The sequence below is a fragment of the Poseidonocella sedimentorum genome (assembly GCF_900116005.1).
Classification (GTDB): Bacteria; Pseudomonadota; Alphaproteobacteria; order Rhodobacterales; family Rhodobacteraceae; genus Poseidonocella; species Poseidonocella sedimentorum.
The window spans coordinates 20,243-42,546 of the sequence record NZ_FOYI01000008.1; the positions used below are offsets into that span (position 1 = coordinate 20,243).

Annotated in this window: 20 protein-coding genes; 10 read left to right on the forward strand and 10 right to left on the reverse strand. The window is 67.3% G+C overall.

Annotation, left to right across the window (positions count from 1 at the left end):
* Positions 1-229: 229 nt before the first annotated feature.
* Positions 230-790: a lipid-binding SYLF domain-containing protein gene (locus tag BM353_RS11965; protein WP_092081178.1), complete on the forward strand. Its 561-nt coding sequence runs from the start codon at positions 230-232 to the stop codon at positions 788-790.
* A gap of 93 nt (positions 791-883) precedes the next feature.
* On the opposite strand, the gene BM353_RS11970 is transcribed toward BM353_RS11965, so the two are convergent.
* Complete coding sequence (locus tag BM353_RS11970) at positions 884-1,756, reverse strand: NAD(P)-dependent oxidoreductase (RefSeq protein ID WP_092081180.1); 873 nt, start codon at positions 1,754-1,756, stop codon at positions 884-886.
* 86 nt (positions 1,757-1,842) lie between these two features.
* On the opposite strand from BM353_RS11970, the gene BM353_RS11975 reads away from it, so the two are divergent.
* Positions 1,843-4,308 carry a penicillin acylase family protein gene (locus BM353_RS11975; RefSeq protein WP_092081181.1) on the forward strand — a complete coding sequence of 822 codons (2,466 nt, stop codon included), beginning with the start codon at positions 1,843-1,845 and terminating at the stop codon, positions 4,306-4,308.
* A 7-nt stretch (positions 4,309-4,315) separates the two neighbouring features.
* Here the strand turns inward: BM353_RS11975 and hflX are convergent, their stop codons facing one another.
* The 9 genes from hflX to dusB all read right to left on the reverse strand — a co-directional run bounded on the left by hflX (position 4,316) and on the right by dusB (position 16,208).
* The gene (gene hflX / locus BM353_RS11980) at positions 4,316-5,596 is read right to left on the reverse strand and encodes a GTPase HflX (protein WP_425439412.1); all 1,281 of its coding nucleotides are present in this window, start codon (positions 5,594-5,596) and stop codon (positions 4,316-4,318) included.
* Positions 5,593-5,832, reverse strand: a complete 240-nt coding sequence (gene hfq / locus BM353_RS11985; RefSeq protein ID WP_092081183.1) for an RNA chaperone Hfq — start codon at positions 5,830-5,832, stop codon at positions 5,593-5,595. The genes hflX and hfq overlap by 4 nt, the downstream gene beginning before the upstream one ends.
* 123 nt (positions 5,833-5,955) lie before the next feature.
* Positions 5,956-7,473, reverse strand: a complete 1,518-nt coding sequence (locus BM353_RS11990) for a potassium transporter TrkG (protein WP_092081185.1) — start codon at positions 7,471-7,473, stop codon at positions 5,956-5,958.
* 3 nt (positions 7,474-7,476) lie between these two features.
* On the reverse strand, positions 7,477-8,853 hold the full coding sequence (gene trkA, locus BM353_RS11995) for a Trk system potassium transporter TrkA (protein WP_092081187.1): 1,377 nt from the start codon (positions 8,851-8,853) through the stop codon (positions 7,477-7,479).
* A gap of 106 nt (positions 8,854-8,959) precedes the next feature.
* Positions 8,960-10,375, reverse strand: coding sequence for a nitrogen assimilation response regulator NtrX (ntrX, locus tag BM353_RS12000; RefSeq protein WP_092081189.1), 1,416 nt, complete (start codon positions 10,373-10,375; stop codon positions 8,960-8,962).
* Positions 10,372-12,618 carry a sensor histidine kinase NtrY-like gene (locus BM353_RS12005; protein WP_092081191.1) on the reverse strand — a complete coding sequence of 749 codons (2,247 nt, stop codon included), beginning with the start codon at positions 12,616-12,618 and terminating at the stop codon, positions 10,372-10,374. The genes ntrX and BM353_RS12005 overlap by 4 nt, the downstream gene beginning before the upstream one ends.
* 159 nt (positions 12,619-12,777) lie before the next feature.
* Positions 12,778-14,145 (reverse strand): response regulator, encoded by a 1,368-nt coding sequence (locus tag BM353_RS12010; protein ID WP_092081193.1) that lies wholly within the window; start codon positions 14,143-14,145, stop codon positions 12,778-12,780.
* Positions 14,146-14,148: 3 nt separating this feature from the next.
* Positions 14,149-15,216, reverse strand: coding sequence for a two-component system sensor histidine kinase NtrB (locus BM353_RS12015; protein WP_092081195.1), 1,068 nt, complete (start codon positions 15,214-15,216; stop codon positions 14,149-14,151).
* The gene (gene dusB / locus BM353_RS12020; protein WP_092081197.1) at positions 15,213-16,208 is read right to left on the reverse strand and encodes a tRNA dihydrouridine synthase DusB; all 996 of its coding nucleotides are present in this window, start codon (positions 16,206-16,208) and stop codon (positions 15,213-15,215) included. The genes BM353_RS12015 and dusB overlap by 4 nt, the downstream gene beginning before the upstream one ends.
* A 338-nt stretch (positions 16,209-16,546) precedes the next feature.
* On the opposite strand from dusB, the gene BM353_RS12025 reads away from it, so the two are divergent.
* The 8 genes from BM353_RS12025 (at position 16,547) to tpiA (ending at position 22,261) form a co-directional block, all read left to right on the forward strand.
* Positions 16,547-17,038 carry a phosphatidylglycerophosphatase A family protein gene (locus BM353_RS12025; RefSeq protein ID WP_092081199.1) on the forward strand — a complete coding sequence of 164 codons (492 nt, stop codon included), beginning with the start codon at positions 16,547-16,549 and terminating at the stop codon, positions 17,036-17,038.
* Positions 17,035-17,511, forward strand: coding sequence for a CinA family protein (locus BM353_RS12030; protein ID WP_092081201.1), 477 nt, complete (start codon positions 17,035-17,037; stop codon positions 17,509-17,511). Before BM353_RS12025 ends, BM353_RS12030 begins: the two co-directional genes overlap by 4 nt.
* A gap of 165 nt (positions 17,512-17,676) precedes the next feature.
* Positions 17,677-18,858 (forward strand): ammonium transporter, encoded by a 1,182-nt coding sequence (locus BM353_RS12035; RefSeq protein ID WP_092081203.1) that lies wholly within the window; start codon positions 17,677-17,679, stop codon positions 18,856-18,858.
* A gap of 64 nt (positions 18,859-18,922) precedes the next feature.
* A complete protein-coding gene (locus tag BM353_RS12040) occupies positions 18,923-19,969 on the forward strand; it encodes a serine/threonine protein kinase (protein WP_092081205.1) in 1,047 nt (348 codons plus the stop codon).
* Positions 19,970-20,045: 76 nt separating this feature from the next.
* Positions 20,046-20,408 carry an SUF system Fe-S cluster assembly protein gene (locus BM353_RS12045; RefSeq protein ID WP_092081207.1) on the forward strand — a complete coding sequence of 121 codons (363 nt, stop codon included), beginning with the start codon at positions 20,046-20,048 and terminating at the stop codon, positions 20,406-20,408.
* Between the two features lie 9 nt (positions 20,409-20,417).
* Positions 20,418-20,984, forward strand: a complete 567-nt coding sequence (locus tag BM353_RS12050; RefSeq protein ID WP_092081209.1) for a sugar O-acetyltransferase — start codon at positions 20,418-20,420, stop codon at positions 20,982-20,984.
* A 22-nt stretch (positions 20,985-21,006) separates the two neighbouring features.
* Positions 21,007-21,387, forward strand: coding sequence for a HesB/IscA family protein (locus BM353_RS12055; protein ID WP_092081211.1), 381 nt, complete (start codon positions 21,007-21,009; stop codon positions 21,385-21,387).
* A 127-nt stretch (positions 21,388-21,514) separates the two neighbouring features.
* Positions 21,515-22,261 carry a triose-phosphate isomerase gene (gene tpiA / locus BM353_RS12060; RefSeq protein WP_092081213.1) on the forward strand — a complete coding sequence of 249 codons (747 nt, stop codon included), beginning with the start codon at positions 21,515-21,517 and terminating at the stop codon, positions 22,259-22,261.
* The last annotated feature ends 43 nt before the right edge of the window (positions 22,262-22,304 follow it).

Below are 22,304 nucleotides of genomic sequence, written 5' to 3' on the forward strand. Positions count from 1 at the left end.
TCAGCCCGCCCGAACCTGCGGATTGAATGGGCGGCTCATAGGGCAGTGCGGCGGACTTGGCAAGGAGATTCGCAAGCCGCGCGCCCAAGCCGGTTTCCGCTCCGGGCCCGCGCATGGCGTGACAAGACAGGCCGAAGGGCTTAAAGTGGCGGCAATGACCGGGACCACCCGGCGCGACATCCAGGCAAACCACATCAGACCACATCGCAATCGAGGCGGGAAAAACACCATGAGCAGTCTGTCGAGACGTATGTTCACCCTAGGGCTGGCCGCAAGCACGGGCGCGCTGGCCGCATGCAACAACGGGATCGGCTCCCAAGGCGCGGCCACGATCGACGCCCGCGTGGATTCGACCCTCAACTACCTCTACACCACCTATCCCGGAACGCGCGACCTCGCCGCCAAATCGGCAGGGCAACTGGTCATGCCGCTGGTCACGGAAGTGGGGCTCGGGATCGGCGGATCCTTCGGGCGCGGCGCGCTGCGGGTCGACGGGGCCACGGTGGATTACTATTCTGCGGCGGCGGCGAATATCGGCGTGCAGGTCGGCGCGCAACAATATGCCCACGTGCTCTTTTTCATGACGCAAGAGGCCCTGATGGACTTCCGCCGCTCCGCCGGCTGGGCCGCAGGCGCGGACCTCGAATACGTGGTGTCTGATCGCGGAGAGACCCTGCGCGCCGATACCAACACCGCCACATCGCCCGTCATCGCCGTGGTCTTCGGCCAGGCCGGACTGAAGCTCGGCGCGACGCTCGAGGGCTCGAAATACACCCGCATCATCCCCTGACGGCCGGTCCGCGCGCCGTTTTCTGATCGATCAGAAAACGTGCCGGAAAATGATTGATCATTTTCCGGCGCCCGTGGCGCGCGCAGCGCCCGGTTAGCCCAGAGCGCGCAACCGTTTGATCAGCGAAGAGGTATCCCAACGCCCGCCGCCGAGGGCCTGCACATCCTTGTAAAATTGGTCGACAAGCGCCGTCACCGGCAAGGCCGCGCCGATCTCGTCGCCTGTCCGCAGGCAGATGTTCAGGTCCTTGCGCATCCAGTCCACGGCGAACCCGTGCTCGAATTCGTCCGCGATCATCGTTTTGTAGCGGTTTTCCATCTGCCAGCTTCCGGCCGCGCCCTGGCTGATCACCTCGACCACCGCCGCGGCGTCGAGCTCGGCCTTCTCGGCAAAGTTCAGCGCCTCCGAGAGCCCCTGCACCAGCCCCGCAATCGCGATCTGGTTGCACATTTTCGTCAACTGGCCCGCGCCCACTTCGCCAAGGCGACGGCAAATCCGCGCGTAGGCCGCAATGATCGGCTCGACTTTGCCAAAGGTCTCTTCCGCGCCGCCGCACATGATCGAGAGCACGCCGTTTTCGGCACCCGCCTGACCGCCGGAGACGGGCGCATCGACATAGCCGATCTCCGCATGCGCCGCCGTCTCGGCGAGCTCTCGCGTCACCTGCGCCGAGACCGTCGTGTGGTCCACGAACACCGTCCCGGCTGCCATGCCCGCGAAGGCGCCGGACTCGCCGGTGCAGACGCTGCGCAGATCGTCATCGTTGCCCACGCAGGCGAAGACCACCTCCGCCCCGGCCGCAGCCTCGGCCGGTGTTGCCGCCGAGCGCCCGCCAAATTCCGCGGCCCAGGCCTCGGCCTTTGCACCGGTGCGGTTGAAGACGCAGACATCATGCCCCGCCTTCGCCAGATGCCCGGCCATGGGATAGCCCATGACCCCAAGCCCCAAAAACGCCAATTTCGCCATAATCGCTCCCTTTCCGCGACCGCTTGTTCCCCTCGTCCCTATTGGCTACCTAACCGATACCGCCTGCGCAACTACAAGGGCCGCTCATGGCATTGATCTTTAAATGGTTGCTCCGATTCGCGACCCTGCTCGTAGTTCTCGCGGTGGTGGCCATCCTTGGCGCCTACTACCTCGCCTCCCGCTCGCTGCCGCAGTATGAGGCGCGGGTGGCGGTCGATGGTTTGGGGGCGGAGGTCGAGATCGTCCGCGATACCGCGAACGTGCCCCATATTTTCGGCCAGTCGGACGAGGATGTCTTCTTCGGCCTTGGCTACGCCCATGCGCAGGATCGCCTGTGGCAGTTGACGATGCTGCGCCGCACCGGCCAGGGGCGGCTGTCGGAGCTCTTCGGCGAGGCCACGCTGGAGATCGACACCTTCATCCGCCGGCTCGACCTTTACGCGCTCGCGGTGCAATCCGTCGCGGTACAGGATCAGGCCGGCCTCGCCGCGCTGACCGCCTATGCCAAGGGGGTCAATGCCCGCATTCGCCAGATCAACGACGAGGCGCTCGGCCGCGGCGCGCCGGAATTCTTCCTCTTCCCCGCCGAGATCGCGCCCTGGACGCCGGCTGATTCGCTGGTGGTGATGAAGCTGATGGCGCTCCAGCTCTCGGATCACTTCTCCAACGAGATCCTGCGCGCGCAGCTCTCGCTCGCCCTGCCCGAGGAACTGGTCGAGGATTTGATGCCGATCGTGCCCGGGCCCGGCGTGGCCGAACTGCCCGACTACGCCTCGCTCTTTCCCGGGCGCGAGCTGCCGCCACCTGCGCAAGTCGCCACCGCCGCGCGCCACCCGCTGACCCCGGTCCGCCCCGCGGGGCTCGCCGGGGCCTCCAACGCCTGGGCCGCGACGCCGGCACGCTCGGCCTCTGGGGGCACGCTGCTGGCCAACGACCCGCATCTGGGGTTCACCGCCCCCTCGACATGGTATCTCGCGCGGCTGGAGCTGGCGTCGGGCGGGCTCATCGGGGGCTCGATCCCGGGCCTGCCGCTGATTCTCTCGGGCCGCAGCGCGACGCTCGGCTGGGGGCTGACCACCACCTACGCCGACGATCAGGACCTCCACATCGAGGCGCTCGATCCCGAGAACCCGGCCCGCTACCGGACGCCCGATGGCTACGCCGAGTTTCGCACGCGCGAGTCGATCGTCAAGGTGAAGGGCCAGCCGCCCATCACCCTCACGCTGCGCTGGACGGAAAACGGCCCGGTGCTGCCCGAAGACCAGTTTGAGATCGATGCGGTCACCCCGCCGGGCCATGTCATGAGCCTTGCCTGGACCGGGCTTTCGGGCCGCGACACGTCGTTTTCCTCAGCCCTAAAGGCGGTCCAGTCCGACAGTGTCGAAGGCGCGCTCGCCGGTTTCGAAAGCTACCTCGCGCCGGTCCAGACCGTGACGCTGGCCGACCGGGAGCGCGTGGCGATGAAGGTCATCGGCGCGATCCCGCAGCGCGATCCGCGCCACCAGAGCCAAGGCCGCCTGCCGACGCCCGGCTGGCGCCCGGAAAACCAATGGCAGGGCCGCGCGAGCTACGCGATGAACCCCGAGTTCACCGATCCGGAGGGCGGCATCCTCGGCAACACCAACAACAAGATCATCGACCGGCCCTTCCCCGACCACATCAGCTTCCACTGGGGCGACACCCAGCGGATCCAGCGCTGGCGCCGGCTCATGCAATCGCGGCAGGTCCACACCCGCGACAGCTTCATCGAAGCCCAGCTCGACACCGTGAGCCCCACCGCGCGCACGCTGCTGCCGCTCATCGGCGCGGATCTGTGGTTCACCGGCGAGGCCGCGCCCGAGGGGACGATGCCGGCCCAGCGGGAACGGGCGCTGGCGCTGCTGGCCGACTGGAACGGCGAGATGAACGAGCATCTGCCCGAGCCGCTGATCTACGCGGCCTGGGTCCGGGCGCTCCAGACGCGGCTCATCCGCGATGAGCTCGGCCCCCTCGCCCGCCGGATTACCCGCGTCTCGCCGCTGTTTCTCGAACGGGTCTACCGCGACATCGACGGCGCCGCGCGCTGGTGCGACGTGATCCAGAGCGCGCCGGTCGAGAGCTGCGCCGATATCGCCCGGCTGGCGCTGGATGACGCGCTGGTGGAGATTTCCCGCGACTGGGGCGACAATCTCGATGCGCTCCGCTGGGGCGACGCGCATGAGGCGACCCATGACCACCAGACGCTCGGCAAGGCCCCGCTGCTGCGCTACTTCGCCAACATCCGCCATTCGACCAGCGGCGGCGACCAGACGCTCCAGCGCGGGATGACCCGCAGCAGCGGCGACGACCCCTATCAAAACATCCACGGCGCGGGCTATCGCGGGGTCTATGATTTCGCCGATCCCGACAGCTCGGTGTTCGTTATCGCCACCGGCCAGTCCGGGCACCTGCTCTCGCGGCACTATGACGATCTGGGCGAGCTTTGGCGGCGGGGCGAATACGTGCCGATGTCGCTCGATCCGGCGCTGGCGCGGGCGGCGGCGACGGGGATCACGGTGCTCACCCCGCGCTGAGCCGGGCTCAGAGGTCCGAGTAACGGGCCTTCTGCACCGCGGTCCAGCGCACGTCGAGCTCCAATTCGTCCTCGCCCTGCCGCTCGGCCTCGACCACGCCCTGCTCGAAGAGCCAGGCGCGGCGGCGGCCATCGGCATAGGCCAGCACCAGCGTCTCCCGGTGCCGCTCCCCCTCAAGGCAAAGCGCGATGCGCGCAAGCAACGGCCCCAGCCCCTCGCCCGTCCAGGCCGAGAGCGCGAGGATGTCATCGCGCCGCTCGGCGCGGGTGCGGGCGGCCTCCGCGGCCTCGGCGTCGAGCAGGTCCATCTTGTTCCAGATTTCGAGCATCGGCGTCGTCTCGGAGATCCCCAGCCCGTTCAGGATGCCCTCGACATCCTCGGCCTGCGCATCGGTCTCGGGGTGCGAGATATCGCGCACGTGCAAGATGAGATCGGCCGACAGCACCTCTTCGAGCGTCGCGCGGAAGGCGGCGACAAGCTCGGTCGGCAGATCGGAGATGAAGCCCACCGTGTCGGAGAGAATCACCTCCGGCCCGTCCGGCAGGCGCACGCCGCGCATGGTCGGATCGAGCGTGGCGAAGAGCATGTCCTTGGCCATCACATTCGCCCCGGTCAGGCGGTTGAAGAGGGTGGATTTGCCAGCGTTGGTGTAGCCCACGAGCGCGACGATCGGATAGGGCACCTTGGCGCGCGCGTCGCGGTGGAGCTTGCGCGTCTTGACGACCTTGGCAAGCTGGCGGCGCAGCCGCGTGAGCTGGTCGTCAATGGCGCGGCGGTCCGCCTCGATCTGGGTTTCGCCCGGCCCGCCGACGAAGCCGAGTCCGCCCCGCTGGCGTTCAAGGTGGGTCCAGGCCCGGACCAGCCGCGTGCGCTGATAGGTAAGCGCCGCCATCTCGACCTGCAGCACACCCTCGCGCGTGGCCGCCCGGTCGGAGAAGATCTCGAGGATCAGCCCCGTGCGATCGAGCAGCTTGACGCCCCAGGCTTTCTCCAGATTGCGCTGCTGCACCGGGCTCACCGGCCCGTCGATCAGCACAAGCTCGACCTCATCGGCCTCGATCCGCGCCTTCAGCTCAGCGATCTTGCCCGATCCGAAGAGCGCGCCCGGATGCACATCGCGCAGCCGGACGACCTCGCCGCCGGTGATCTGCAGGCCCGGAAGCGCGGCGGCGAGCGCCATGGCCTCTTCGAGCGCGCGCGCCGGATCGCGCGCACGTTCTGCGCCCGTGATGTCAGGGTGAAGCACCAGCGCGATGGTATCGCGGGCGCCGGTATCGGAGAGGCTCAAGCCCCCTCGTCGCCGTCGTAGAGGTTGATCGGCTGCGACGGCATGATCGTGGAAATAGCGTGTTTGTAGACAAGCTGGGATTGCCCGTCGCGGCGCAACAGGACACAGAAATTGTCAAACCAGGTGATGACACCCTGAAGTTTCACGCCGTTGATGAGAAATATCGTAACCGGAATCTTGGTCTTGCGAACGTGATTGAGAAACGCATCCTGCAAGTTCTGCTTGTCGGAAGCCATAAAAGTCGCCTTTGTTCTTGCGCCACTGCGGATTGCTTATTGAGTCAGGGGATTATGGAATGCCATGGCGGGAACTTCCAGCCGGAAAATTCGCCCCCTCCCGGACCGCGCGGTGCCGCGGGGTCATCGGCGCCAGAAGTCGGGGTTGAACAGCGCGACGATGGCCAGCGCTTCGAGCCGCCCGAAGACCATGCCGGCCGCGAGCAGGAGCTTGGCGCCCGGCCCGAGTGCCGCGTAGGTCAGCGTCTCGTTGGTGGCCACGGGCGCAAGCGGGCCTGTGTTGGACAAGGCCGAAATCGCGAGCATCATCGCCGAATCCAACGGCACGCCCATGATCGACAGGCCAAGCACGATCACGCAGATCGACAGCGCGATGAGCATGAACGCGATCCAGGCGGCATAGGCGCCGTGGCGGCGCAGGAAATTGCTCGTCCCCGTTGTCCCGGCCACCGAAGAGGGATGCACCAGCCGCTCCAGTTCGCGCTGGCCGTGACGGAAGAGCGCATAGACCCGCAGCAGCTTGACCCCGCCCGCCGTGGTGGCCACGCCCCCGCCGATGAGGCACAGCCCGCTCAGCAAAACGCCCGAGGCCGGCAGGCCCGACCAGTTGCTCGCCGTGTCCCACTCGGCGGAAACGAACCCGGTGGTGGTCAAAAAGGAAAGCGTGGTGAAGAGCCCGCCCCAGAGCGCCCGCAGCCCCGCGCTTGCGTCCTGATACTCCTCGACCTCGTAGGCGCCGACCCAGTGGCGCAGGAACAGCAGGCTCGGGATAAGGATCAGAAGCGCGATGGCGAGGCGGAATTCGGGGTCGATTGCGACGCGATAGGGCAGCGAGCCGCTGGTTTCGGCCCCGTGGACGAGGCGCGTCACGCCGAAGAACATGAAGAAGAAGACCACCGCCTCGCCGCCGAGCCCGTCTGGGCCGGGGGTCTTGTCGCCCATGGAAATGCCCGAGGTCGCAAGCGTGCTCATCGCATCGACCAGCGCCGGGAGGCTCGGCTCGCCCGAGATCAGCAAAAGCACCCAGAGCGCCAGCGTCAGCACCGCGTAGATCGGGGCAAAGCCCCGCGTGGCCCGGCTCAGCCGCCCGAAGGCATCGAGCACGCCGCGCTGGCGCTTGAGCCCCGACATCCCCGCCCCCGGATCGGCCGCGTTGGTGACCTCGAACCCCCCGAGGTTCATCGGCGCGAGCAGGGCAATCGCCGCCACCCAGATGAAGAACCCGCCGAGCCAGCCAACCAGCCCGCGCCACAGATGCAGCGTCGTCGGCAGGCGCCCGGGCGTATCGAAAAGCGTCGCGCCCGTGGTGGTGAGCGAGGAGACCATCTCGAACCAGGCGTTGAGGAAGCTGGTGTTGCCGACCGCGTGATGGAACGGCACGGCGAGGAAGACCGGCAGGAGCGTGAAAGTGGCGAAGATGGTCAGGAGTTGCTCGCGCGGGCTCATGCCGCCGCGCCGGGGCCGCAGGGCCACCGCGATGAGCGCGGTCACGAAGAATAAAAGCAGCGCCGCGTAGAAGAAGCTGCGCGCTATGGCGTGATCCTGCAGCGTGAGCGCATGGGCCGCCGGCACCAGCATCGCCAATGCCGCCACCCCCATCAGCAGCAGGAGTACGGGAAGCGAGCGGAGGCGATCCCACATGGCTCAGAAAAAGTCGATCGAGACCTGAAGCAGGCGTTCGACCTCGGGCACATCGGCGGTGAGCGCGAAGATGGCGAGCACGTCGCCCTCCTCGATCTTGGTGTTGCCGGTGGGCCGGACCACCTTGTCGCCCTTGAGCACGCCGCCCAGGAGGACCCCTTCGGGAAACTCGATCTGACCGATCCGCTGGCCGGCCATCGGCGAGGTGGAGAGCACCTGCGCCTCGATGATCTCGGCCTCGGCATCGCCAATGGAATAGACCCCGCGGACGCGGCCATGGCGGATGTGGCGCAAGATCGAGGACACGGTCGTGGCGCGCGGGTTGATGTAGGCATCGATCCCCAACGGCTCCATGAGCTGCACCAGCGTCGGGTCGTTCACCAGCGCGATGGTCATCGGGCAGCCCGCGGATTTGGCGCGCACCGAGGCCAGCAGGTTGGTCTTGTCGTCGTCTGTCACCGCGAGCATCGCGTCGGCGCGGTCGATCCCGGCCTCGGCGAGGAGCTGCATGTCGAGCCCGTCGCCATGCAGCACGATCGTCCGCTCCAGCGCATCCGCCGCCCGCTCGGCGTTGTCGCGGTTGATCTCGATGACCTTGGCCCGCACCCGCTCGGTGCGTTTTTCGAGCGCTTCGGCCACGGCGAGCCCCACGTTGCCGCCACCGACGATCACGACGCGCTCCTGCTTGCGCTGCGTCTTGCCGAAGATCTCCATCGTCCGTTCCACATCCTCGGTGTGTACGAAGATGTAGCAGGCATCGCCCGGAAAAAGCTGGTCCCCCGCCTCGGGGGCAAAGAGCGTCCCCTCGCGGCGAATGCCGACCACGATGGCGCGCAGGGTCGAGAAAAGGTCGGTCAACTGTCGCAGCGGCGTGTCGATGACGGGGCAGTTTTCCTCGATGGTGATGCCCAGAAGCTGGGCCCGCCGGTCGAGGAAGCGCTCGGTGTCGAAGGCCGCCGGCGCGGCGAGCCGCTGCAGCGCGGCTTCGGCCACCTCCTGCTCGGGGCTGATGACCACGTCGATGGGCATGTGATCGCGCCGGTAGAGATCGGAGTAGATCGCATCGAGATAGGACTGCCCGCGCAGCCGGGCGATCTTGCGCGGCACGGCAAAGACCGAATGCGCCACCTGACAGGTCACCATGTTGACCTCGTCCGAGTGGGTCGCGGCGATGATCATGTCCGCGTCGCGTGCGCCCGCGCGCTCCAGCACATCGGGGTAGGAGGCGAAGCCCACCACGCCCTGCACGTCAAGCGTATCGGTGGCGCGGCGCACCAGGTCGGGCTTGTTGTCGACGACGGTCACGTCGTTGCGCTCGCCGGCGAGATGGCGCGCGATCTGCCAGCCGACCTGACCTGCGCCGCAAATGATGACTTTCATGCGCCTCTTCCCGGTGCCCGTGGCTCCAGATGCCTTGGATGACAGACCTCGCCGCGCCGGTCAATCGCGGGCCGGCGCCCGATGGCCGATCACCCGCTCCGCCGCGCTATTCGGCGGCATCGACGGCGTCGTCCTCCACATGGGCCACGCGCCCGCCACCCTTGCCGGTTGTCACCACGCCGAGCGACTTGAGCTTGCGGTGCAGCGCGCTGCGCTCCATGCCGACGAATTGCGCCGTCCGCGAGATGTTGCCGCCGAAGCGGTTGATCTGGGTCAGCAGGTATTCGCGTTCGAACGCCTCGCGCGCCTCGCGCAGCGGCAATGTCGCGAGCGCGCCGGAGAGGACGACGCGGTCCTCGGCCCCGTCTTCGGGCGCCCCGCCGGAGATATCGCGCGCCGAGATCGGCCCGTCCTCATCGCCCAGGATGAGCGCGCGCTCGATCACATTGCGCAGCTGGCGCACATTGCCGGGCCAGACCATCGTCTGAAGCATCGCCGCGGCCTCATCGGAGAGCGGCCGGTGCGGCAGGCCCTGATGGCGGTGAAACCCGTCGATGAAATGCGCGGCCAGAAGCGGGATATCCTCCCGCCGGTCTTCCAGCGACGGCACCTCGATCGGCACGACGTTGAGCCGGTGATAGAGCTCCTCGCGCATCCGGCCCATCTCGATTTCGGCCAGCAAATCGCGGCTCGTCGCCGAGATCACCCGCACATCGACGCGCACCCGGTCGCTGCCGCCGAGGCGCTGGAACGTCTGGTCGACCAGCACGCGCAGGATCTTGGACTGGGTGCCGAGCGGCATGTCGGCCACCTCGTCGAGGAACAGCACGCCGCCGTTGGCCTCCTCCAGAAGCCCCTGCTCCACCCGCTGGCCCCGCGCCTCGCGGCCAAAGAGCATTTCCTCGACCCGGTCGGGCTCCGTCGCGGCGCAGTTGAGCGTGACGAACGGCGCCTTGGCGCGGTCGGACTGGGCGTGGATATAGCGCGCGGCGATCTCCTTGCCCGCGCCCGACGCGCCCTTGAGCAGCACCCGGCCGTTGGACCGCGTGACCTTGTCGAGCTGGCCGCGCAGGGTGCGGAACGCGGTGCATTCGCCGATCATCTCGGCCCCGCTCACATCCCGCCGCCGTAGCGCCGTGTTCTCGCGGCGCAGGCTCGCCGTTTCCATCGCGCGGCGGATCACAACCAGCAACTGATCGATGTTGAAGGGCTTTTCGATGAAGTCGTAGGCACCCTGCTTGATCGCCGCGACGGCGATCTCGATGTTGCCATGGCCCGAAATGATCACGATGGGGATCTCCGGCATGTCGCGCTTGACCGACGTGAGGATGTCGATCCCGTCCATCTGGCTGTCCTTGAGCCAGATATCGAGCACCATCAGCGCGGGCGGCTCCTCCGCGATGGCTTTCATGCAGTCATCCGAATTGCCCGCGAGCCGGACGGAGAACCCCTCGTCCTTCAAAATGTCGCCGATCAGGGCGCGGATGTCGCGCTCGTCGTCCACGATCAGAATGTCGCTCATGCGTCCTCATACCTTCTGGTTTTTGTCGTTGTATCGTCTTCTGGCTCGCTGGCGGCCGGATCCGCCGCCCCGAGGCGGATGGTGGCACAGGCCCCACTGTGGGCGCCGGGCGTGAAGGGCGCGGCATCGTCGAGCGCGAGCGTGCCGCCATGTTCCTCGACGATCTTGCGCACGATCGGCAGGCCGAGCCCGGTGCCGCTGGCGCGGGTCGTGACATATGGCTCGAACAGCTTGGCGCGATCTTCGGGCAGGCCGACCCCGTTGTCGGCGATGGTGATCTCCAGCACGGGCCCGTCCTGGCGCAGCGCGACGCGGATTTCCGGATCAAAGCCTTCGGGCGCGCCCTGCTCGCGGAAGGTCTCGATCGCCTCGCCGCCGTTCTTGATCAGATTGGTCAGCGCCTGGCGCATCATCGTGTCGTCGAGCTCGGCCAGAATCGGGCCCTCGGGCAGGTCGGCACTGATGCGGATATCGGGCAGGCCGGTTTGCTGAAGCAGGACAACCTCGCGCAGGATCTGATCGAGCGCAACGGTGTGGCGCTCCGGGGCGGGCATCCGGGCGAAGCGGGAAAATTCGTCCACGATGCGGCGCAGATCGCCGGTCTGGCGGACGATCACATCGGTCATCTCTTCCAGCGTCTCGGCGTCCTCGGCCAGCTTGGGCGCGAACTTGCGGCGGATGCGCTCGGCTGAGAGCTGGATCGGGGTCAGCGGGTTCTTGATCTCATGAGCGATGCGCCGGGCCACGTCGCCCCAGGCGGCCATGCGCTGCGCACTCACCAGATCGGTCACGTCATCGAAGGCGACCACGTAGCCCTCGAGCCCGCCTTCCTCGTTGCGCCGGGTGGACATGCGCACCAGAAGGTTCTCCAGCCGGCCGGCCCGCGTGACCTTGATCTCACGCTGGACCGCGTCCTTCTGCCCCTCGCAAAGCTCGGCGAAGAGCGGCGCGAATTCCGGGACCGCGACCTGCAACGCCTGCGTCTCGGGGCCGCCGTCGAACTGCAAGAGCCGCCCGGCCGAGCGGTTGACCAGCGTGATTCGCCCCTCCGGATCGACCCCGACGACGCCGGAGGTCACCGAGCTCAGCACGCTGTCGAACAGCCGGCGGCGGCGTTCGATCTGGCGGGTGTTGTTCAAAAGCTCCTCGCGCTGGCGCTTGAGCTCGGCGGTCATTGTGTTGAAGGTCCGCCCCAGCATCGCAAGCTCGTCATCTCCGTCGGGCCGGGGCACCCGCACGTCGAGATCCCCCGCGCCCACCGCCCGCGCCGCGCCCGCAAGCTGGCTCACCGGGTTGGCGAGCCGGGCGGCGAACCACAGCCCGAGCCAGATCGCGGCGAGGATCAGCATCAGCGAAAACCCGAGGTAGAGCAGGCCGAATTCAAACAGCAGACGCCCGCGCTCGCTTTCCAGCTGCTGGTAGAGCGAGACGGTTTCGCGCGTGTCATCGAGCAGGCTCAGCAGCTCACCATCGACCGTGCGGCTCACATAGAGGTAGCGGTCGACGAAGGCTTCCAGCGGCACCAGCGCGCGGAATTCGTTGTTGTCCCAATCCTCGATGATCGCGGCGCCGTCTTCGTCGGCTTGGGCAAAGCGCGCGCCGTCCGGCTGCTCATAATCGAAGAGGTAGGACCGCTCGCCGCGCGCCTTGATCTCACCGCTGGCGTCGATCACGTAGGCCTCGCGCAGGCCCCGCTGGATCTGCGATTGCCCTTGCGCCAGCACCTGCCGCACGTTGCCGTCGGCCATGAAGAAATTCGCCCGCCGGTTGGCGTTGAGAAAGCCCGCCAGCGCTTGCGCGTCTTCGAGCAGATCCTCGCGCTGCTGCGCCTCATAGGCCTGTGCCGCCGCGAGCGAGGCGCCGACCACGTTGCGGACCCGTTCGGAAAACCAGCCCTCCAGCCCGAAATTCACCGTGATCACCGCGAAGATCGCCACCGTGACCGTGGGCAAAAGGGCGAGCAGCGCAAAGACCCGCATGAGCCGCTGGTGCAGCTTGGAGTTGCTCGCGCCGCGGGCTCTTTGCCGCGCGAAACTGCGGACGACGCGCTGGAAGATCAACGTGGCGATGGTTATGACATAGACCAGATCGGCGAGGATCACGAGCCGCAGCCCGGTTGACGTCTCCCCGAGCTCCAGCGGCCCGAGCACGAGGAAGGTCGCGAGCGCGAGCGCCGGGCCAAGCAGCACGAGGCCAAGCGTCGTTGCATTGCGGACGCGGCGGCGGCGCGCAAGACGCGTCATCCGCTCCCAGCTCCAGCCGCTCAAGCCCTTGCGTGTCGCAAGTGTCACTGTGGCCCCTCAGAAACAGGTACAACCCTCGCGCTCTTCCGCGAGATATTGTGTCTATACCTGATCGGGTGCGCGATGGCCACAATTACTGTTGCGCATTTACATCAACGCCTAGGTCAGTTTCCTGCGGCGCGTCACCTGGATGTCGAGTTCGGTGATTTTCTTGCGCAGCGTGTTGCGGTTGATGCCCAGAAGCTCGGCGCATTTGGCCTGATTTCCCCCGGTCGCGTCGAGCGAGATTTCGATCAGCGGCATCTCGATTTCGCGCAGGATCCGATTGTAGAGCCCCGCGGGCGGCAGCACGCCGCCGTGCAGATCGAAATAGCGCTTGAGATGCTGGGCCACCGACGAGGAGAGCTTTTGGCTGCCCGACGAGCCCATGAGCGGCTCCATCGCCGGCTGGTTGCCCAGCACTGCCTCGACCTCGGCGCGGCTAATGGCTTCCTCGCGCGAGGTGGCGACCAGACGTTTGACGGTGTTCTCCAGCTGCCGCACGTTGCCGGGCCAGCTGTAGGCGCGCATGAGTTTGTCGGCCTCGTCCGAGAGGGTCCGCAAGGCGCCGCCATCACGCTCTGAGCGGCCGAGGAAGAACTCGGCCAGAAGCGGGATGTCGTCCACCCGTTCGCGCAGCGACGGCACCGTGATCGTCACGCCCGCGAGGCGGAAGAAGAGATCCTGCCGAAACTCGCCCTCCTCCAGCCGGTCATTGAGATCCGACAGCGAGGTCGCCATGATCCGCGGGGCGTTTTCCCCGAGGCTGTCGAGCATCCGGACGATCCGGAGCTGGCTCTCGGCATCGAGATCGCCGACCTCGTCAAAGAGCAGCGAGCCGCCCTTGACCCGCGCCAGCACCTGCGCGGGGCCTTCCAGCGTCTGCAGATCGCTCGCCACCACGGTGACGAAGGGCAATGTGCGCCGGTCGGAGAAATCATGGATCGCCCGCGCGATGAGGCTCTTGCCGGTGCCGCTCTCGCCGGTGATCAGGACCGGCAGATCGGTGTTCATGACCTTGGCCACGAGCCGGTAAAGCGATTGCATCACCGGGGTGCGGCCGACGAGGGGGAGGTTTTCGGGATCGGTATCCTCCTCCACCGGCTCGGAGCGCGGCGCGCGGCGGCGGGTTTCGAGCGCCTTGGCCGTCCGCTTCATCAGATCCGGAAGGTCGAAGGGCTTGGGCAGGTAATCATAGGCCTCGGCCTCGGCGGCCTGGATCGCGGTCATGATCGTGTTCTGCGCCGAGATGACGATGACGGGCAATTCGGGCCGTTCGGCGCCGATCTTGGGCAGCATCTCAAGGCCATTCCCATCGGGCATCATCACATCGGAGATCACCACGTCGCCCTTTCCCTCTCCGACCCAGCGCATCAGCGTCGTGAGCGAGGAGGTGGCATGCACCTTGCAGCCCGCACGGGTCAGCGCCTGGGTCAAAACCGTCCGGATTGTGCGGTCGTCATCGGCGACCAGAACTGTGCCGTCCATCTCTTAGCTTCCTTTTTGTTTCGGGACCTGCGGCAGGGAGAGCCGGAAGACCGTGCGCCCGGGGACCGAGTCCACACCGACCCACCCGTCGTGGTCGGACATGATTTTACTGACGAGCGCGAGGCCGAGACCGGTCCCGTTTTCGCGCCCCGAGACGAAGGGATCGAAGATGTCGCCCGCGATCTCGCCCGGCAGGCCGGGGCCGTCGTCGACGATCTCGATCTGGAGCGGCAGGGGGTTGCCCGTCCCGTCCCGCCGCCTGAGCCGGAGCGAATATTGGTAATAGGTGCGCAAGCGGATCGTCCCGCCGTCCTTGCCCGATGCCTCGCTCGCGTTCTTGATGAGGTTGAGCACCACCTGCAGAAGCTGGTCCGGATCGCCCCAGGCTTCGGGCAGCGAGGGGTCGTAATCCTCGATGAAGGTCATGTGCGCGCCGTAGCCCAGCATCGCCGAGCGCCGCGCGCGATCGAGCACGTCATGCAGATTGACGGCCCGGAGCTCCGGCGGGCGGATGTTGCCGAACTGCTCGACCTGCTCCAGCAGGCTGACGATCCGGCGGCTTTCGGTCACGATCAGATCGGTGAGCTCCTGATCCTCGGCCCCGAGGTTCATCGACAGAAGCTGCGCCGCGCCGGTGATTCCTGCCAGCGGGTTCTTGATCTCATGCGCCAGCATCTCGGCCATGCCGATCGCCGATTTCGCGGCCGATTTGACCGAGTTGGAATGCGAAATCCGCCCCGCGAATTCGCGCGGGTGGATGAGAAAGAGCATGTGGCCCGGGGCGTCCACCAGCGGCGCGATCTGGATGTTGCACTGGAGCGGCGGGCGCTCGCCGCTGCCCACGTCGACATCGTTGACGAAAAGGATGGAGCTGTTCTCCCGCGCGCGGTCGAAGGCCGCCTCCAGCGGCGAGTCGATCGCCACCTTGTCCCACAGGAGCGCGCCCATGAGCGATTTTTCCGACAGGTTGAGGAACCCCTCCGCCGCCGGGTTGCTCCCGACGATGCGATCCTCGCCATCCACCAGAAGGCACGGCACAGGCAGCGAATTCCACAGCGTGGCCCAGGTCATGCCGCGGCGCCTTCTGCTACGGGCGCGCCGGAGGTCAGAGCCTCCTCCAGCAGCCGGCCAACCTCCTCCGCATCGCGCGAGGTCAGGATCCGGCGGCGCAGGGGCGCCGGCGTTCCCGCCGCATCCATGTACCAGCCGAGGTGCTTGCGCGCGACGCGCAGCCCGAGGTCCGCGCCATAGAACGCCAGCATATGCTCGTAGTGGCCACGCACCATATCGACCAGCGCGCCGCCGGTGGGGATCTCCGGCACGGCCGCGCCGTAAAGCGCATGGGCCACCTCGGCCAGCCGCCAGGGCCGCCCCTGCGCCCCGCGCCCGATCATCACCCCGTCCGCCCCGGACAGGCGCAGCGCCTCGGCCGCGGTTTCGGGCCCGGTGATATCGCCATTGGCAATGACCGGAATCGAGATCGCATCCTTGACCGCCCGGATTGCCCGCCAATCGGCACGGCCCTTGTAGAACTGGCACCGGGTGCGCCCGTGGATCGTCACCAGCGCGATGCCCGCCGCTTCGGCCCGCCGCGCGAGCTCCGGCGCGTTGAGCGTCTCGTCGTCCCAGCCCAGCCGTGTCTTGAGCGTCACCGGCACTTTGACCGCCCCGACCACCGCGTCCATCAGGCGCACCGCATGATCAGGCTCACGCATCAGCGCGCTCCCCGAATAGCCGTTGGTGACCTTCTTGGCCGGGCAGCCCATGTTGATGTCGATGATCCGCGCGCCTTGCCCCTCGACCTGCCGGGCAGCCTCGGCCATCCAGTAGGCATCACGCCCCGCGATCTGGACCGCCGTCCCCTCGACCCCGCAACCAAGCTCCGCGCGCTCGCGCACGCCGGGCTTGGCCTGTACCATTTCCTGACTTGCCACCATCTCGCTCACGACCAGTCCCGCGCCGAAACGACGCACCAGCGTTCGAAAGGGCAAATCCGTGATCCCCGCAAGCGGCGCCAGAAAGACAGGCGGTTCGAGAGCGCTCTCTGCCAGTCTAATAACCAAGTGCCTATTCCTTGTGCATTCCAGATCGAGTTAGACCCGATTTAGCAGCTTCGCAATGTTTGATCCCGGGATTTCGCCTCCCGTTTGAGGTGGTGCATATATTTTCATCACTTTCCGGCCCGGCGTTGCGCAATGCGTGACCGCATCCTAAACAGGGCGGGAACCAGCGGAGACGACATGACCAAGCATCGACTGAGGCTGCCGCTCGGGACGAAATCGCGCCGCCGTGCCTGCGCCGCGCCGCTTGGGTGCGCCGTCGCACGGGGCGCGCGCTCGCCCCACCGCACCAACACATCCACCGGAACGCACCCATGCAAGACATGACTTCAAGGAGCCCGATGACGCGATTGATCGCGCTGTGGTTCGGCGCCGGGATGATGCGCCCCGGCCCCGGCACCTGGGGCTCGCTCGCCGCCCTGCCCTTCGCCTGGGCGCTCCACACGCTCGGCGGCCTGCCGCTCTTCGCGCTGGCCATCGTCGCGCTCTACCCGCTCGGCCTCTGGGCTGTCCGCGCCGAAACAAAGGGCCGCGCGGACGCCGATCCGTCGGAGATCGTCGTCGATGAGGTGATCGGCCAGTGGATCGCTCTGCTTCCGGTGTCCATCGGCGCCTGGGCCATGGGCGCCGAGCCGCTGGCGCTCTGGCCCGGTGTGATCTCGGCGGTGCTGTGTTTCCGGCTGTTCGACATCTGGAAGCCCGGCCTCGTCGGGCGGATGGACCGGCGCGGCGATCCCGAAGGGGTGATGCTCGACGACGTGGCCGCCGGGATTTTCGCCGCTCTGGCCACGCTTGCCCTCGCCGCGATTGGCCACGGGGTCATGATGCTATGACGCCCGATCTCGTCGCGCTCGCGGCCGAGGTGCTCAGCCGCGCCCGCGCGCGCGGTGAGACGATCGCCACCGCCGAAAGCTGCACCGGCGGGCTGGTCGCGGCATGCCTGACGGAAGTGGCCGGCGCATCGGACGTGGTCGACCGCGGCTTCGTCACCTATTCCAACGCGGCCAAGCGGCAGATGCTCGGCGTCACCGCTGCGACGCTGGAGGCCACGGGCGCGGTGAGCGAGGAGACCGCCATCGAGATGGCCGAGGGCGCCCTGCGCAACAGCGCCGCCTCGCGCAGCGTCTCGATCACCGGGATCGCGGGCCCGGGCGGCTCGGAGCACAAACCCGAGGGCCGGGTCTGCTTCGCGCTTGCGCAAACCGGCGTCCCGACGGTCAGCCTCACCTGCGAGTTCGGCGCGCTCGGCCGCTCCGCCGTCCGCGAGGCCGCCGCCCGCGAAGCGCTCCAATTGCTCAAAATCTGATCGTTTCATTACCGCCGCAGAATCGACCATTTCGCACATATTTTAGGCCAAACCGCCGAAATTCACACGATGCCGATAGTTTAATCGCCCTGAGGCGCATTTGCTTCTTTTTTAAACACTTCATCTGCGCTTCCTCCCCCGAAACACGTCCAAGGGGGGAATTCAATGAACGCAGCCGATACGAGCTGGATCATCGTCGCGACCGCGCTGGTGCTCTTCATGACATTGCCGGGGCTCGCCCTGTTTTACGGCGGGCTGGTCCGCGCGCGCAACGTCCTCAGCGTCTTCATGCATTGCTACGCCATCGCCTGCCTGATGAGCCTCTTGTGGTTCGCCTTCGGCTATTCCATCGCGTTCGGCGAGGGGTCGAGCGGGCTTTGGGGCGGGACCGGGAAAGTCTTCCTGACCGGCATCGACCCGACCACTCTCGCCGGCACCCTGCCCGAGATCCTCTTCTTCGCCTTCCAGATGACCTTCGCCATCATAACCCCGGCGCTCATTGTCGGCGCCTATGTGGAGCGGGTGGGCTTCGGCTTCGTCCTGCTCTTCTCGGGGCTCTGGATGCTCCTGTGCTACGCGCCGGTGGTCCACTGGGTCTGGGGCGGCGGGATGCTGGCCGACGGCGGGCTCTTCGGCGAGACCGGCGTGCGCGATTTCGCGGGCGGGATCGTCGTCCATGAAACCGCGGGCATCGCGGCGCTGCTGATCGCGGTCTTCCTCGGCCCCCGGCGCAACCAGACCACCCCGCCGCACAACCCCGGCTATGTCATGATCGGCGCTGCAATGCTCTGGGTCGGCTGGTTCGGGTTCAACGGCGGCTCCCAACTCGCGGCCGACGGCGGCGCGGCGATGGCCATCACGGTCACGCATATCTCCGCGGCGACGGCCTCTCTGACCTGGGCGCTCTGGGAGAAGATCAAGTTCGGCCGCGCCTCGCTTGTGGGGATGGTGACCGGCACCATCGCGGGCCTCGCCTCGATCACCCCGGCCTCGGGCTTCGTCGGCCCGGTGGAGGCGCTCGTCATCGGCGCCGTGGCCGGGATCCTCTGTCAGGAAGCCGTCAATCTCATCCGCACCACGATCAAGATCGACGACACGCTCGACGTCTTCGCGGTCCACGGCGTGGGCGGCATCTTCGGCACGATCATGATCGCTGTCTTCGGCGCCGGAAGCTGGGCCGCCCAGCTCGGCAGTCTCGCCATCGTCGGGCTCTACACCGTCAGCGTAACCCTCGCGCTCATCCTCATCGTGCGGATCATCGTCCCGCTGCGGGTTGATGAGGATACCGAGACCACCGGGCTCGATCTCTCCGTCCACGGCGAGCGCGCCTACGACATCGCCAACTGAAGCCGGCCGACGCGGCGCGCAAGATCGCTTGCGCGCCCGCCCACCGGCGTGGCACATCTCCGCCATGACCAGCGCCCCGGAGCATCCCCCCGCCTTTGTCCCCCTGACGGTGCATAAGCGCGACGTATTTTCCGAGACGATCTCGGGCCACCTCGCGGGCGCGTCGGAGCGCAAACTCGTCCTGCGCAAGCTCTCGGGCGTTCCCCTCTGGGCGCGCCCCGTGGCCTGGGCGCTCGCGCGCAAGGAAATCGCCGGGCTCAAGGCCGCGCACGGGATCCCGGGCACGCCCGAGCTCATCCGCACCGACGCCGAGGGCATCCTGCGCAGCTGGTCCGACGGCACGCCGCTCAACCTCGCCAAGCCGCAGGATCCGGGGTTCTACCGCGATGCCGCGCTGATCCTCGCCCGGCTGCGCCAGCGGCGGATCACCCACAATGACCTCGCCAAACCCCAAAACTGGCTCATGGCGCCCGACGGCCACGCGGAGATCATCGACTTTCAGCTCGCGACCCGCCACCGGCGCAAGGGGCTGCGCTACCGGCTCATGGCCTATGAGGACCTGCGCCACCTGCTCAAGCAGAAGCGGAAATACGCGCGCCACCTGCTGACGCCAACCGAAAAGCGCGTCCTCGCGCGGCGCTCGTTGCCCTCACGGATCTGGATGGCCACCGCCAAGCGGGCCTACAACTTCATCACCCGGCGGCTGATGAACTGGTCCGATGGCGAAGGCGCCGGCCACCGGCTCGACCGTGACGGCCCGGGCCTGCGCGCCCGGCTCCTGGCCCACCCGCAGATCACCCGCGTGGCGCTTTCGCCCTTCTCGCTGCCGGCGCGCGGGGTCGGGCTCTACGGGTTTGCCGAAACCGATCTCTCCGCCGCGGAGCTGCGCCGCATGATCCCCGAAAGCGCGCTCGACCACCTGCAACCGGTCGCGGCGCTGCCGATGGACGCGCGCGGCGCGGTGCGTGAGGACGTGCTGCAACTCATCGCGATGAACCGGCTCGACGAGCTTGACGCGCTGCTCGCGCGCGAGCAAGACCTGCACGACACCGTCGCCCCCATCATCGCCGGGCGCCTCAACCTGACCGACCGGCGCCTCAAGGACCTGTGACCGCCGCCACGCGCTCCCTTTACGCGCGTCAAGGCTTTCCTGTATGGTCTCCCTGACAGTTTTCGAAAGGTTTCGCATGAACGAGGCATCCGACGCTCTCGAAGGTACCCCCCTGATCGCACCGTCGAGCACGAGCCACCCGCTGTACGATCAGGTCGTCGAGGCCTGCCGCACGGTTTATGACCCGGAAATTCCGGTCAACATCTACGATCTCGGGCTCGTCTACACGATCCAGATCGATGCCGAGAATGCCGTGCGGGTGATCATGACCCTGACCGCGCCGGGCTGCCCGGTTGCCGGAGAGATGCCCGGCTGGCTGGCCGAGGCGATCGAGCCGCTGCCGGGGGTGAAACAGGTTGACGTCGAGCTGACCTGGGAGCCGCCCTGGGGCATGGACATGATGTCCGACGAGGCGCGGCTCGAACTGGGCTTCATGTAAGCGCCGCCCATGGCCACGGAACAGCAGAAGATGATCGCCGGTGAGCTCTACCGCCCCGGCGATCCCGAGCTCGTGGCCGCCCGCAAGCGCGCGCAGAGCCTCATGCGCGACTATAACGGGACGATCTATGGCGACAGCGCGCGGCGGCAGGAGATCCTGGAGGCACTGCTCGGCAGCATGGGCGCGGACTGCGTGCTGCGCGCGCCGCTCTACGTCGACTATGGCGCCTCGATCCACCTCGGGCGCGAGGTCTTCATGAACTACGGCTGCGTTCTGCTCGATGGCGCACCCATCCGCATCGGCGACCGTGTCCAGATCGGCCCCGCTGTCCAGATCCTGACCGCCGACCACCCGCGCGACGCAGAAACCCGCAAGGCCGGGCTGGAGTTCGGCAAGCCGATCACCATCGGCGCGGATGTCTGGATCGGCGGCGGCGCGATCATTTTGCCGGGTGTCACGGTGGGCGAAGGCGCCATCGTCGGCGCCGGCGCGGTGGTCACGCGGGACGTCCCCCCCGGCGCGACGGTGGCGGGATCGCCCGCGAGGGTCCTTGAGAACCGCGGCCACACACCTTAGATTTAGTCTGAAGGAGACACTCATGTTCGGCATTCCAGGCAAACAGGCGATCACCATGACCCCCCGGGCGGTGAAGCAGATCTCGACGCTCATGGGCCGCGACGGGCACCAGGGGCTGCGGATCGGCATCAAGAAGGGCGGTTGCGCCGGCATGGAATACACCATGGACTACGCCGTCGAGATCGACCCCAATGACGAGGTGGTCGAGCAGGATGGCGCGCGCGTCATGATCGCCCCGATGGCGCAGATGTTTCTCTTCGGCACCGAGATCGACTACGAGGTCTCGCTCCTGGAATCGGGCTTTCGCTTTCGCAACCCGAACGTGGCCGATGCCTGCGGCTGCGGCGAATCGATCAAGTTCAAGGATGTCGAAGAGCTTTCGGCCGAACGTGACGGCGGTTGAATGACCCCGCCTGAACTCCCCGGCAGGTAGTCCCCTCGCAGTTTGAGTCGGAAATTGCACGGAAATTCTTGACGCCCACCTTCCGGACACGTCATGCCACACCCGAAGACCAAAGGGAGTAAGTGGTATGCGGAAGTTGGCTGCCGGCAATTGGAAGATGAACGGAACGAGCAGCGCCTTGTGCGAGGCGGAGGCCATCGGCGAGGTCGCAAACGGCGCGCGCGCGGAGGTCTTGATCTGCCCGCCGACGACATTGCTCTCGCGCCTCTCGGCGCTTCTGAGCGAGAGCCCGGTGGCCACCGGCGGGCAGGATTGCCACGCCGCCGCCTCCGGCGCCCACACCGGCGACATCTCCGCCGACATGCTCCGCGACGCGGGCGCGCGCTATGTCATCCTCGGCCACTCCGAACGGCGCACCGACCACGGCGAGACCGACGAGGCCGTCTGCGCCAAGGTCACGGCGGCCTGGAACGCCCGGCTCGCCGCCATCGTCTGCGTCGGTGAAACCGGCGAGGAGCGCGATGCGGGCAACACCCTCGCCGTCGTGACAGGCCAGCTCAAGGGCTCGATCCCCGAAGGCGCCAGCGCCGAGACGCTCGTCGTCGCCTATGAGCCCGTCTGGGCCATCGGCACCGGCCGCGTCCCCACCACCGAGCAGATCGGCGAGGTGCACGACGCCCTGCGCGCCAGCCTCGCCGAGCGCTTCGGCGCCGAGGTCGCGGACGGCATCCGGCTGCTTTACGGCGGCTCGGTCAAGGGCGCGAACGCGGCCGAGATTTTCGCGGTCTCGAACGTGGATGGTGCGCTGGTCGGCGGCGCGAGCCTCAAGGCCGCGGATTTCGGCCCGATCATTCAGGCGCTCGATCTGGCCTGAGCCCGCCACCCAGTCAGTCGCCCGGTCCGTCTCCGCGCGGGCC